Origin of the sequence: Nonlabens sp. Ci31, assembly GCF_012974865.1 — a bacterium.
GTDB lineage: Bacteria > Bacteroidota > Bacteroidia > Flavobacteriales > Flavobacteriaceae > Nonlabens.
Window position 1 is genome coordinate 2,142,094 of record NZ_CP043633.1, and the last position, 15,001, is coordinate 2,157,094.

Annotated in this window: 7 protein-coding genes; 6 read left to right on the forward strand and 1 reads right to left on the reverse strand. The window is 36.5% G+C overall.

What is annotated here, in order from left to right; all coding sequences use genetic code 11:
- The first annotated feature begins 2 nt into the window (after positions 1 to 2).
- The 6 genes from F0365_RS09415 to F0365_RS09440 all read left to right on the forward strand — a co-directional run bounded on the left by F0365_RS09415 (position 3) and on the right by F0365_RS09440 (position 13,557).
- On the forward strand, positions 3 to 2,342 hold the full coding sequence (locus F0365_RS09415) for an MFS transporter (RefSeq protein WP_169933460.1): 2,340 nt from the start codon (positions 3 to 5) through the stop codon (positions 2,340 to 2,342).
- A 2-nt stretch (positions 2,343 to 2,344) separates the two neighbouring features.
- Complete coding sequence (locus F0365_RS09420; RefSeq protein WP_169933461.1) at positions 2,345 to 3,274, forward strand: glycosyl hydrolase family 17 protein; 930 nt, start codon at positions 2,345 to 2,347, stop codon at positions 3,272 to 3,274.
- Between the two features lie 260 nt (positions 3,275 to 3,534).
- Positions 3,535 to 5,781 carry a beta-glucosidase BglX gene (gene bglX / locus F0365_RS09425; RefSeq protein ID WP_240961968.1) on the forward strand — a complete coding sequence of 749 codons (2,247 nt, stop codon included), beginning with the start codon at positions 3,535 to 3,537 and terminating at the stop codon, positions 5,779 to 5,781.
- A 187-nt stretch (positions 5,782 to 5,968) separates the two neighbouring features.
- Positions 5,969 to 9,265: a VCBS repeat-containing protein gene (locus F0365_RS09430; protein WP_169933462.1), complete on the forward strand. Its 3,297-nt coding sequence runs from the start codon at positions 5,969 to 5,971 to the stop codon at positions 9,263 to 9,265.
- Positions 9,266 to 9,880: 615 nt separating this feature from the next.
- Complete coding sequence (locus F0365_RS09435) at positions 9,881 to 11,299, forward strand: T9SS type A sorting domain-containing protein (RefSeq protein ID WP_169933463.1); 1,419 nt, start codon at positions 9,881 to 9,883, stop codon at positions 11,297 to 11,299.
- A gap of 134 nt (positions 11,300 to 11,433) precedes the next feature.
- Positions 11,434 to 13,557, forward strand: coding sequence for a thioredoxin domain-containing protein (locus F0365_RS09440; RefSeq protein ID WP_169933464.1), 2,124 nt, complete (start codon positions 11,434 to 11,436; stop codon positions 13,555 to 13,557).
- Positions 13,558 to 13,563: 6 nt separating this feature from the next.
- Here F0365_RS09440 and F0365_RS09445 read toward each other — a convergent pair whose 3' ends face one another.
- Positions 13,564 to 14,943, reverse strand: a complete 1,380-nt coding sequence (locus tag F0365_RS09445) for an FAD-binding oxidoreductase (RefSeq protein ID WP_169933465.1) — start codon at positions 14,941 to 14,943, stop codon at positions 13,564 to 13,566.
- Positions 14,944 to 15,001 lie beyond the last annotated feature (58 nt).

Genomic DNA, 15,001 nt, shown 5'->3' on the forward strand with positions numbered 1-15,001 from the left:
TTATGTCTAGCACTACTCATAAAGTTCATTTTGGCCAGAAAGTGGCTTTCGGTCTTGGAATGTTGGCCAACCAGATGTTTCCTGCGGCACTAGGTATTTTCATGGTGGTTTTAGTTCAGAATCTAGGTTTCCCTACTTGGATGTGGGGGGTTTTATTTTTCCTACCTCGTGTATTTGATTCGATTACCGATCCAATTATGGGTTTTATTTCAGACAATACAAAATCAGTTTGGGGTAGAAGAAGGCAATATGTTTTGATAGGTGCCGTAATGATGGGGATTTCATTCAGTCTGATGTGGCAACTTTATGAAGTAGATTCGTTAAGTTATAATTTCACTTATTTTTTGTTATGGTCTTTAGTTTTCTATTTAGGGCTAACCATATTTAGCGTTCCCTATGTAGCTATGGGTTATGAAATGAGTGATAATTTCCATGAGCGCACAGACATTATGGCTGTTGCACAATGGATAGGACAATGGGCTTGGGTAATAGCACCTTGGTTTTGGGTGATTATGTATGACCCTTCTTGGTTTGAGAATGGGGCAGTTGCCACTAGAACTATAGCCATTTGGGTTGGTGTTATTTGTGCTATTTTAGCTATGGTTCCTGCTTTTTTTATAAAAAGCAACTCTACTGTAGATGATGATAGTTTGACTCCTTTAACCATGAAAACTATAGGAGGCAGTGTGAAACAAATTATTGATAATTTTAGAGAGGCCTTTAAGATTGAAGATTTTAAAAAACTTTGTTTTTCAACCTTCTTGATTTTTAATGCATTTAATACGGTTGCAGGATTCTCATTCTTTATTGTAGTTTATTATTTATTCAATGGAGATGCAGCAGCAGCTGGTCTTTGGCCAACGCTATTAGGGAGTATAGGTGCTTTAGTAACGACTTTCTTAGTCATCCCTATAGTAGCAAAGATGTCCAAAATATTAGGAAAGAAGAAAGCCTTTTTATGGTCTCAAGGAATATCAGTGGTAGGTTATGTGATGCTTTGGTTTTTATTTGTTCCTGGAAAGCCTTACTTGTTTTTATTTGCTTTACCTTTTTTCTCCTTTGGGATTGGAAGTTTGTTTACACTAATGATGTCCATGACTTCAGATGTTATCGATATAGATGAATTGAACACAGGAAAGCGAAGAGAAGGTGTTTTTGGAGCTATTTATTGGTGGATGGTAAAATTCGGTTTTGCCATCGCAGGACTATTAACAGGTGTTATCATGTCATTAGTAGGATTTGTACCTGATGCAGTTAATTCTGAAGCCTCCATTACAGGAATACGATTGTTTTACTCGGGTTTACCAATAGCTGGTACTCTAGGAGCTATGTGGATCATGCGTAATTATCATCTTACCGAAAAAAGATCTTTAGAAATCAGTGCAGAGCTAGCCCTCAGAAAAAAACCGGTAAGCAAGCCTATAAGTTCTTCTTACTACGCTTTAAACAAACTACAGTCATTGGGTTTCTTTGAGGGAACATCGAAGTATCCAACTGATCTTAGAAACGATACAACGACTTTAGAATTGGCAGCACAATTTAAAGTCACTTTAAATGCTGGATTACACGGTATTTGTTTTAGTCCATACAGAGAGGGTCAGGATGTGCGTGATACCCTTACGGGAACCCAAATAGACGAAAGAATGGCGATAATTGCACCGTATACGAAGTGGATCCGTTCTTTCTCTACCACTAAAGGAAACGAACTTATTCCATTATCAGCGCGTTCTAAAGGTATAAAAACAATGGTGGGTGCATGGATAAGTGGTGATAAAGTTCAAAACGATTTAGAAATTCAAAACCTTATTGAACAGGCTAAAAAAGGAATGGTAGATATCGCTGTTGTGGGTAATGAGGTGCTATTACGAGAAGAACTTACTTTGGATGAATTACTACACTACGTAAGAAAGGTGAAAACTGCTGTTCCTGATATTCAGGTAGGTTACGTGGATGCCTACTACCAATTTGTGGAGAATCCTCAATTAGTAGAAGAATGTGATGTAATTCTAGCAAACTGCTATCCTTTCTGGGAAGGTTGTGATATAGATAACGCAACTGCATACCTCAATGAAATGCATAACATTGTATGTAGTGTAGCAAACGATAAACTTGTTATGGTGACAGAAACAGGATGGCCAAACCAAGGTAACGATAACCAAGACGCATCTCCTTCAAAAATAAATGCGATGAAATATTTTGTAAACGTGACCAATTGGGCAAAAGATAAAGGAGTAGAAACCTTCTATTTCTCATCATTTGATGAGTCATGGAAAATAAGACAAGAAGGAGAAGTAGGAGCACGTTGGGGATTATGGGATAAAAACGAAAATTTAAAATATTAATAATGTCATTTAGAAACGAAGATTATCACCCGTACCAAGAATACCAAAAGCATCATGACCCTGACCATATAGACAGTTCGGGAGTTGATTTTACTGTGTATACTGAAACAAAAGATTTAGGTAAATTATGGAATGAATCCTTAAAGAAGGGGATGCATGGGATTTGTTTTAGTATGTATGAAGATGGGCAGCAACCTGGAGATCACATCACGATGGAACAGGTGGAAAGACGTATGGGAATACTGAAGCCTTATACCAAATGGGTACGGTCATTCTCCTGTATAGAGGGAAATGAATTTGTGCCACAAATGGCTCGTAAATACGGACTTAAAACTCTCGTAGGAGCCTGGTTAAGTGATGACCTTGAGAAAAACGAATTAGAGATTGAAGCCTTGATAGATCTTGCAAATAAAGGTTTCGTAGATATTGCAGCTGTTGGTAATGAAGTGCTTTACCGCAATGACCTTTCTATTGAGCAATTATTGGAATACATGAAAAGAGTTAAAGAAGCGCTACCAAATATTCCAGTAGGCTATGTGGACGCCTATTATGAGTTTGTAGTACATCCAGAATTAGTACAGCATTCTGATGTTATTTTAACCAATTGCTACCCGTATTGGGAAGGAACAAGTATAGATTATTCAATAGGCCACATGAACGACATGTTTAATCAAGTGGTCAATGTAAGCCAGGGCAAAAGAGTCATTATCACAGAAACGGGCTGGCCTAGTCAAGGGGAGAGTTTAAGAGAGGCACATTCATCAGCGGTAAATGCCATGAAGTATTTTATAAACGCACAACTTTGGTCAAGTCAAAACGATATTGATGTTTTCTATTTTTCCTCATTTGATGAGTCTTGGAAAAAAGGAGCTGAAGGTGAAGTAGGAGCCTATTGGGGGCTTTGGGATAAAATAGAACAGTTAAAATTCTAATATGTAGGAGTTTCAATTCTATGGTATCAAATATAATTATTCGTTAGAACATACTTGCTAAATAGATTTTATAATCTTTTTAGCAAGTTTTTGTTTAAGAATTACTATTATGTTTCGCTTTCGCGAAAGCGAATTTAAATACACGATCGGTTTATTATTATTTTATTATTACTAATTCTACTATTATTAAAAACACACATTATTTTACCGCCTTTATTTTTTGCATTTTGGTTATTTCTATCACCGCATGTAAAGATGATATTTCATCCGTTACATTTAAGGAGAAAGATAGTACACTTCTCCAGCAGGATACCATTGACAAAAAAGTAGATTCGGTTTTAAATTTGATGACTTTAGAAGAGAAAATCGGTCAAATGAACCAGTATAACGGTTTTATGGATTTTACAGGTCCAGTTCCAAATGTGGAGGATACAGAACGGAAATTTGAACACATTAAGATGGGATATGTGGGAGCCATGTTAAATGTGCGAGGTGTAAAAGAAGTCAGGGCTGTTCAAAAAATAGCAGTAGAGCAATCTCGTTTAGGTATTCCTTTAATCTTTGGCTTTGATGTGATACACGGCTATGAAACAATGAGTCCTATCCCGCTTGCAGAGGCTGCAAGTTGGGACTTAAAGGCCATTCAAGAGTCTGCTCGCTTAGCAGCCAAGGAAGCCTCAGCAGCTGGTATCAATTGGACATTTGCACCCATGGTAGATGTCTCTAGGGATGCACGATGGGGAAGAGTCATGGAGGGTGCAGGAGAAGATCCATTTCTTTCTAGTGAAATTGCGGTGGCTCGGATTCAGGGTTTTCAAGGAAAAGATTTAGCCAGTCAGGAATCCATTATGGCCTGTGCAAAGCATTTTGCTGCATACGGCTTTCCAGAAGCGGGAAGAGAATACAATAATGCTGATATTGGGACATCGACACTATATAACATCGTTTTACCTCCGTTTAAAGCGTCAAATGATGCTGGCGTTAGAACCTTTATGAATAGTTTCAATCAATTGAATGGAATTCCTGCAACTGCAAATACGTTTTTACTGAGAGATATCTTAAAAGAAAAATGGAATTTTAAAGGCTTTGTAGTTTCTGATTGGGGTTCTGTGGCTGAATTGATACCCCATGGCTATGCTAAAGATGGTAAAATGGCTGCAAAGTTAGCCGTTAATGCCGGGACAGATATGGATATGGAATCCCATCTTTATGTAAATGAATTGGTGAGTCTGGTTAAGGAAGGTCTCGTAGATAGTGCTGCAATTGATGATGCCGCTAGACGCATTTTAAAGATAAAATTTGAATTAGGACTTTTTGATAACCCTTACAAGTACTGCGATCTGGAAAGAGAAAAAAAGGTAATGGGCAGTACAGAGATCATTAATGGGGCACTAGATATGGCTTTAAAATCTATAGTTCTTCTCAAAAATGAAAACCAGCTTTTACCTTTAGATAAAAGTGGTCAAAACGCAGTATTAATAGGGGTACTTGCTACTGAAAAAAACAGTCCCTTAGGAAATTGGAGGGCGGCTGCCAAAGAAAATACAGGGGTAAGCGTTCTTGAGGGGATGCAGCAGTATGATGAAAATATTATATATTCTAAAGGACCAGATCTCACTTTAGGTAAAATTGAATTTACCAAAGAGGTTCTTATAAACAATTCTGATACTACCGGAATAACCGAAGCCGTTGAGGTGGCAAAAGAGGCAGATGTAGTTGTTATGGTTTTAGGAGAACATGGTCTTCAAAGCGGTGAAGGTCGCAGTAGAACTCAATTAGGATTGCCTGGTCTTCAACAAGAATTGCTTGAGAAAGTATTTGAGGTGAATAAAAATGTAGTGCTGGTTTTAAACAATGGAAGACCTCTAGCCTTACCTTGGGCAAAAGAAAATATTCCTGCAATAGTGGAAGCATGGCAGTTAGGCTCGCAAAGTGGTAATGCCATAGCACAAGTCCTGTATGGAGATTACAATCCTTCGGGTAAATTACCGATGTCCTTTCCTAGAAATGTAGGTCAAGTGCCTATCTATTATAATAGTAAAAGTACTGGGAGACCTAGTTTGCCTTCCCCAGATTTTGTGTTTTGGTCACATTATCAAGATGAAGTAAATGATGCCTTATGGGTTTTTGGTCACGGATTAAGTTATACAGAATTTGAGTATGCTGATTTAAGCGTTATAGACAACTATAGCTCAAACGGGACTATAGAGGTTACTGTAAAATTGACAAATTCAGGTAAAGTGAAAGGAAAAGAAATTGTCCAATTATATTTACGTGATAAATTTTCAAGTATTGCTAGGCCTGTTAAAGAATTAAAAGGATTTGAGTTAGTGGAATTAGAACCGGATAGTTCTACTCCAATAAGGTTTATATTAGATAAAAGTCACCTGGGCTTTTATGATAATGAAGGGAACTGGTTTATAGAAAACGGAAGTTTTGATATTTGGGTAGGAGGCAGCTCTAACGCAGCGCTTAAAACTACCTTTGAATTAAATGAGATAGAGTAAAAAAGGCACCGTTTTATTTTAGGTATTTACAAGTAATTAATTGAGGCCCATTTTACAATAGGTAAATGGAATCCAATACTATCCATGTGCTCGTCCCTTGCACGTGATGTAATAATTCAGATAATTATTACCTTTACCCGTATTGATTTAATCCCAAATACGACTTTTAAAACATTAGATGATAAAAATGAAAAAATCAAATAGTCCATTTATAGTATTATTAATAATCACTAGTTTTTTGATGAGCTGTAATAAAGAGCCTTCGCGTGATCTTTATCCTAAAGAGTTAGTAGGAGGTTTTAACTTATTGCCTTCTGAACAAACGGGAATAGATTTTAACAATACCATCGAAGAGTCTAAGTATTTCAATCATTACTTTTTCGGTCAAATTTATTTAGGTTCTGGAGTAGCTATTGGTGATATTAATAATGATGGTTTATCAGATGTTTTTTTTGGGGGGAATCAAGTAAATGATAAGTTATATCTCAATAAAGGGGATTTTAAATTTGAGGACATTACTACTAGTTCTAAAATAGATACAGATTCAGGATGGACTTGGGGAGTTACTATGGCCGATGTTAATGCAGATGGTTATCTAGATATATACGTTAGTAGAAATGGTAATTCCTTAAAAGCAGAAGACAGGGAAAATAAATTATTCATAAACAACCAAGACTTAACTTTTACTGAAAGTGCTGCAGCTTATGGTCTAGCAGATGCTGGCTTTTCTACCCAAGCCGTGTTTTTTGATATGGATAATGACGGGGATTTAGACATGTATCAAGTCAATCAGATGCCTGACAAGAAATTAATTTTAATCAATACTATTCCACGGGAGCAGTATCCTTTATTTAGAGATAAGCTATACAGAAATGATAATGGTAAATTCAAAGAGGTGTCCAATCAAGTGGGTATCTCTAGCAATGTCTCCTATGGTTTAAGTGTTAGTGCCTCAGACTTTAATAATGATGGTTGGACAGATTTGTATGTTGCAAATGATTATGCAGAGCCTGACTTTATGTATTATAATAATGGCGATGGTACATTTACAAATGTCATAAATGAAAAGTTAAAACATATTACCCAACTAAGTATGGGGTCAGATACAGGCGATATTAATAATGATGGTTTTATTGATTTAATGACCACAGACATGACCCCAGAAGATCATTATAGAGCCAAAACTAATATGGCTACCATGAGTACAGAGGCTTTTAATAAAATGGTAGATGCTGGAGCTCATTACCAGTATATGTCTAATACGTTACAAGTGAATACTGGGCTAGGGACTTTTTCAGACGTGGCTAGTATGGCAGGAGTATCCTCTACAGATTGGAGCTGGGCAAGTCTGTTGGTAGATTTAGATAATGATGGCTGGAAAGATATCATTGTTTCTAACGGTATAAAGAAAGATGTAGACAACAATGATTTTAGAACTACTCTTCAAAATTTAGATAAAACCACAACTGTAGATGAATTGTTTCAATTAAGTAAAGATGCGCCATCACAGCCCATATCTAACTATGCTTTTAGAAACAAGGGAAATTTAGAATTTGAAAAAGTAAGTGAAAAATGGGGCTTTGATACTCCTAGTTTTTCAAACGGAATGGCATATGGCGATTTAGACAACGATGGTGATCTAGATGTTGTCATTAATAACATCGACGGCCAGGCGTTTGTTTACAACAATAATGCAACGGGGAATTTCTTGAAAATAGCCCTTAAGGGGTCTGTTAATAATCCATTTGGATTAGGGGCAAAAGCAAAAATTTATCAAAAAAATAAAATACAAGTAGCTGAACACTTTTTGACAAAAGGTTATTTATCTTCTGTCGAACCAGGTCTATTTTTTGGAGTAGGAAAGGATACTCAAATAGAGAAAATTGAGGTAACCTGGCCTGATGGAAAGGTGAATGTATTTAAAGAGGTATCTGCAAATCAGACAATAACTGCAAATTACGCTAAAGCCATAAAAATGGATACTTCTACTGAAATATCCAAGACATTGTTGTCATCAGTAAAGCCAAATGATATTGGAATCGACTTCATACATACTGAAAATGATTTTGACGATTTTACAGAGCAAATACTTTTACCACATAAATTATCTCAAAACGGCCCATTCACAGCAATCAAAGATGTGAATAATGATGGGTTAGAAGATATTTTTATAGGTGGTGCTGCCGGTCAGAGCGGTGTATTGTACCTGCAACAAGAAAGCGGTCAGTTCCGCAAGAGTTTATCTCAACCATGGCAATTGGATAAAGCTAGTGAAGACATGGGAAGTGTCTTTCTTGACGTTGATGGAGATAATGATGTTGATTTATATGTAGCAAGTGGAGGAAGTGAATTTAATATAGGAAGTCCGCAACTTAGAGACCGTTTATATATAAATGATGGACAAGGTAACTTTAGCAAAAAGGAACAAGCCTTACCTGCAATTGCCCAAAGTACGCAAAGTGTCAAAACCTCAGATATAGATAATGATGGAGATCTGGATATTTTTGTAGGAACTAGAATGATACCTGGTAAATACAGTTTTCCAGCAACCAGTTATTTTCTTATTAATGAAAATGGGGTGTTTAAAGAATCAACAAGCGATGTAGCACCAGCATTACAGAATATAGGAATGGTTACCGACGCTATTTTTACAGATATAGATAATGATAATGATGAGGATTTGATGATAGTAGGGGAATGGATGGAAATTAAAGTTTTAACAAATGATAATGGCGTTTTTAAAGACGATTCCAAGCTATATGGGCTCGAGAATACCAGAGGGATTTGGTGGTCTATTACGGCCAGTGATTTAGATAATGATGGTGATGAAGATTATATCATAGGTAATTTAGGTAAAAACAATAAGTTTAAAGCTTCTAAAGAGCACCCTTTTAAGGTATATGCAAATGACTTTGATAACAACGGTACTAACGATGTGGTATTTGCTAAATTTTATAAAGGCGATTATGTACCTATGCGAGGTAGAGAATGCACCAGTCAGCAAATGCCTTATGTAGCCGATAAGTTTGGAGATTATCACAGCTTTGCTTCTTCTACCTTAATAGAAATCTTACCGGAAGAAAAGATAGAAGGTAGTGTCGTTTATGAAATATCAAGTTTTGAAAGTATCCTACTTATTAATGATAATGGTAAGCTTATAGCAAAATCATTACCTAACGAAGCCCAAATAGCTCCAATTAAATCAGCTCTTGTTATAGATGTTAACAAGGACGGTTATAAGGATATCATTACCGTAGGAAATCATTATGGTGTTGAGGTGGAAACGGTGCGATATGATGCGGGTTATGGAACGGTGCTGCTGGGTAACGGTGAAAACGATTTTAGTTTTATGCCAGCAGGAAAAAGCGGTTTTTATGTTCCTAGAGATAGCCGAGACCTTAAACAGCTTTCCATTAAAGGAAACAATACCTTTGTGGTGACTAACAACAATTCAACTCTATCCTTTTTTAAAGAACAACCATAGTCCTTTATAGATAGCAAGCACTATTGATTGATGCAGTTTATGCTGCTTTGTTGTTCCTTGTATAGGCGTTTTGTAAAGTTAACTTCGTCTTTTAAGGTACATTTACCATGTTCTTAAATAGATAGACATTTATAATTGCAGCTTTTGAGCTTTGCTTATCGGTATGGAAGAAAATCTGAATTCTATACCATAAATGCTAAAAGACAGAATCGCTTTTTATCATCATGCTGCAGGTTTTATCCTTATATCTAAATAAACTAGGAGGAAGTGCTCTGTAAAAGTATTTTGTGTTTTCCGAGATATAGTAAAGATAATTTTACAACTGTGTAGAAAATAGGTAATGCTAATGCTTTCCTTCTTTGGCTAAAAACAGCTCTATTCTAAAATTTAATAGCTGCATATTCTTAGTAGAGTTAGAGGATTTTTTACTTTAACTTCAGGAGAACATCTTCTTTAAATTTCCACTTAAATCTTAATTACAAGTAGTTTTTTCTGTTTTTAATGATCAATCCCTAGATTATTATAGTTTTGTATAGTTTTTGTATAGGTGTTTTGTCGCAGCTATATCGTTATAGTTTTGCATCTTGTAGGTGTCAAATTTTAATTAAAAACACCATGAAAAAAATTACATTTTTATTAACCTTCCTTATCAGCTCAGTTTGTTTTGCACAAGTAGTGCTGGAAAATTTTGAAGGTACAGCACCGACCTTAGGCTTTTCTAATGGGCCAGGTACGGCTACAATTGTAACTGATCCGGCTGCAGGAGCTGCAAACGGTAACGTTCTTGAGATAATTACAGGAGCAGCATCTGCACCATGGCAGCAAGCCGAGCTTACCTTACAAGGTGACTGGATGGATTTAACTACTAACAAAATAGTTACTGTAGATGTCTATTCAACTTCAGCTTTCGACATGCTTGCTAGAATAGAGGGAGGAACTGGTCCTATATCTGCTACTGATGCAAGTCATACAGGAAGCGGTTGGGAGAACCTTTCTTTTGACTTTAGTATACCTAAAGATGGTCAGCAAGTGGCTAATGGTGCTTATCCTAAAATATTTTTCTTTAACCTGTGGGATAGCTCTGCAAATGGAGGAAGCGGTGGATGGGCCGATGCAAACGGAGCAAGTTCTGTTAGAACTAGTTACGTAGATAATGTTTCTGCATTTTCCACACCACCACCACCAACATGTGATGATGGTATTCAAAATCAAGGGGAAACAGGGATCGATTGTGGAGGACCTAACTGTGCTGCCTGTCCTACACCACCTACCGTAGCTGCACCTCGACCACCTAATAGACCAGCTGCTGATGTTATTTCTTTCTTTAGTGACGTTTATACGGATGTTGCTGTAGATGCATTTGACGCAGGTTTTTGTGGTACTCCTTCTGTTACAGATGCAATTATTGCGGGTAATGCTACAAAATTATTCTCAAGCAAACCTTGTCAAGGAATTGCTTTTGATAGTGATGCTAACGATATAGATGCGACTGGATTTACCAAACTACACATTGATTTTTATACGGATGAAACTAATGTAGTAGGTAAAGTTTTCAACCTGAAACTAGTTGATTTTAATGGAGGCGCTGGAGAAGATAATGCTAGAACAATTGAACTCAATATTAATGATGGTACAAATCCTGGTGTAGTCGCAGGAAATGGTACAAATTGGGTTTCTCTTGATCTAAATATTTCTCCATTTGATGATTTGTCTCAAATAGTGATTACTTCAAATTTAAATAATGTGTGGTACGATAACTTGTATCTTCACAAGGATACTACAGCTAGTGTAGATGATGCAAATGCAGCTGTATTTACTGCATATCCTAACCCAACTTCAAATAACTGGACTATTTCTGGTACTACTACCATTAATTCAGTTGCTATTTTTGATATCATGGGTAAGCAAATTGCTACAGTAGAAGCTAACGACATGGATGTAGAAATCAATACTACTAACATTGTTGCAGGTATGTACTTTGCTAAAATTGAAAGCGATAATGGCGTACAAACCATAAAGCTTATTAAAGAATAACAATTGGTTATTTGATTTAATTCAATAAGAGTTAAAAAGGCTGTCTGTAAGGACAGCCTTTTTTATTTTACCTTTTTAGTTATCGAACCCAATAGTATAAAAAGAATATTTTTACATTAAAATTACAATTGACTATGATTCATAAAGTACTTTTTCTCTTAGCTTCTTTTATCTTAATATCCAGTTGCTCAAATAAAGAAGAAGAAGCCGCCGCAACAGATGCTCGAGGACGGCTCGCAAATGATTTAATTCATGAAACAAGTCCTTACTTATTGCAACATGCATACAATCCTGTAGATTGGAAGGCTTGGAATTCAGAATCTTTAGAGTTAGCAAAAGAGGAAAATAAGCTAGTGGTTATCTCCATAGGTTATTCAGCATGTCATTGGTGTCATGTCATGGAAGAAGAAAGCTTTGAAAATGATTCTGTTGCGGCTTTAATGAATGATAACTTTATAAGTATTAAGGTAGACCGCGAAGAGCGACCAGATGTAGATCAAATTTATATGGATGCGGTTCAATTAATGACAGGTAAGGGCGGCTGGCCGCTTAATTGTATTACTCTACCAGATGGAAGACCTGTATTTGGAGGTACTTATTTTACAACATCCCAATGGACTAATGTATTGGTCGAAATGTCTGATCTGTATAAGAAGAATCCTGAAAAAGTAATTGCCTATGCTGATAGATTAACTAAAGGAATGAAAAGCAAGGACTTAATTGCGGTTAACAAAGAAGCGGTTGCATTTAATACGAAGTCAATGGATTCTATAGTAAACTTGTGGAAACCTTCCTTAGATCTTGTTTATGGAGGACAGCAAGGTGCTCCAAAGTTCCCCATGCCTAATCAATTAAGTTTTTTACTGCGTTATAGTGTTCAGAACAATGATAAATTACTGCAAAAGCATGTAGAGAACTCCTTAATTAAAATGGCTAATGGCGGTATATATGACCAAGTAGGTGGTGGTTTTTCTAGGTATACGGTTGATGAAGAATGGCATGTACCACATTTTGAAAAAATGTTGTACGATAATGCTCAGCTCGTTAGCCTTTATGCAGATGCCTATCAATTAACAGGAAATGAATATTTTAAAAAAATTATAGAGGAAACATTAGACTTTGTTCATGTAGAGCTTACTCAAAAGGAAGGAGCTTTTTATTCATCCATAAATGCAGATAGTAAAACCAATAGCGATGTCCTTAAGGAAGGTGCATTCTATACATGGACTAAAAAAGACTTAGAAACTGCTATAGATTCAGAACTAGAGCTGTTTAATTCCTATTATAATATCAATGAAGCTAGGAAGTGGGAAGATGATACGTACATTTTATACAAAACAACATCAGACTTAGAATTTTTAAAAGAATTTGGTTTAACGCAACAGGAGTTAGATGTATTGGTAGATGATTGGAAATCCAAACTAGGTACTTTTAGAGCCAACAGAGAACGACCTTCTACAGATGATAAAGTGCTCACTTCTTGGAATGCATTAATGCTTAAGGGATACGTGGATGCCTACCGCGTTCTAGGAAACAAAAAATATTTGGATCGAGCAATTAAAAATGCCGAGTTTATAAAAACCAAACAATTAAATAAGGACGGCTCGCTATTCCATAATTATAAAAAAGGCAGAAGTACGATTGAAGGTTTTTCTGAAGATTATGCACACACGATTGACGCGTTTATCGCATTATATCAGGCAACGTTAGATGAAAAATGGCTCAAGACAGCAAATGATCTTATGAAGTATTCCATGACCCATTTCTATGATAAAAACAGCGGTATGTTTTATTTTACTTCCGATCAACACACCAACTTGATCACTCGTAAAACGGAGGTTGTAGATAATGTGATTTCTTCATCAAATTCAGTGTTAGCTACTAGTTTATTCCAACTAGGACATTACTATACGAATAAAGAGTACTCTAAAAATTCAAAATTTATGCTGTCCAATATGCATAAGGATTTGAAAGCAACGCCTTCTGCTTATGCTAATTGGCTGGGTTTATATTTAAACTATTCTAACCCTTATTATGAAGTAGCTATTTCTGGAAGTAATGCTATGGAAAAAATGAAGGAGCTGCATTCTTATTATTTGCCAAATATATTAATAGCGGGTTCCACTGTTGATAGTGACTTGTCTATTATGAAAAATAGGTTTAATCAGGACCATACGTATATCTATGTATGCGTAGATGGTAGTTGTAAACTTCCTGTTACCAATACGGAAAGTGCGGTTGATCAGCTTTTAAAATAATTGATTCTAAAAAATCTTACCAGGATTCAAGATTCCTTTAGGATCCATAAAACTTTTAAGAGAACGCATCAAAGCAATTTCTTCTGGAGTACGGCACAATTCTAAATACGCCTTTTTATGGGTTCCTATGCCATGCTCGGCACTTACAGAGCCACCTATTTCTTTGAGTCCGTCGTAGATGCAATGATCAATGGCTTTTTTAAGTGCTAGGTTTAGATTTTCTTTTCCTATCATGAAATGAATGTTCCCATCTGCCACGTGGCCTAATGCATAGATTTGCTTTACACCTTTAATCGCAGCTAAAGCCTTGTATCTGTCCCCTATATAGGAACCTATTAATGGGATGGGTAAACTGATATCAAAATGCTGGTCGTGGGTCATAAAATCTACCAGATTATTGACATCTTCTCTGATTCTAAAAAACCACTCTACATCGCTAGGAGATTGTGCCATCACCGCATCTAGAATCATTTCATTTTCCAAGGCGTTCTCTAGCAAATCTTGGAACTCTGCTTGATCATTAGTCGGATGACTCCCTAATGCTTCTGCGAGAACATAATACTCGTAATCGTAAGGTAACGGTGGTTTTACAGCAGCACTGACGCTGGTCATTTGCTCGTAACTATTTTTCCAAATCAGTTCAAACCCACTTAGTTTTCCAGCAAGATTACTATCCATGTATTTTAGAAAACAGACGACTTTCTCATAGTTATTAAAACCTATGTAGGCGGCGTTGCGACTTTTAGGGGCTTCTTCTAGTTTTAGAATCGCGCGAGTAATTATTCCTAGTGTTCCTTCACTACCTATAAACAATTGTTTGAGGTCATAAGCGCTATTGTCTTTAATGATCTTTTTCAAAGAAGAAATAATCGTGCCGTCTGCTGTTACCGCTTCAAGTCCTAAAACAAGCTGTCTGGTCATTCCGTATTTGAGAACACGCAATCCTCCGGCATTTGTTGAAATGACGCCACCTATTTGCGCACTACCTCTTGCTCCAAAATTCAAAGGGAATAGCAGTTCTTTGTTATTTGCCGACTCCTGAATATGTTCTAGAATCACACCTGCCTGCACTGTTATCGTTCTACTGGCAGTATCTATCTCTTCTATTTTATTTAATCGTTCTGTAGATATCACCACTTCATCACCATTAGTTTCTGTGCTTCCTACCAGGTTGGTAAGACCACCGTGAACGACGACCGGTAGGGCTTCTTGGAAACATATTTTCATGATGTTACTTACTTGCTCAGTGTTTTCTGGCAGTAGTACACACAAAGCTTTAAGAGGCTCGTCCATATGCCATATATGATGGTATCTATGGGACAGGGCATTCTTCTCAAGTATTTGTTCTTCTTTAAGGAAGTGAGAAAATAACTCGTGTGCGATCATGTAGGAAAAATATTTGATAGTTACTAAAGGTGTAAGCTAATCAATTAAAGCTCAATTT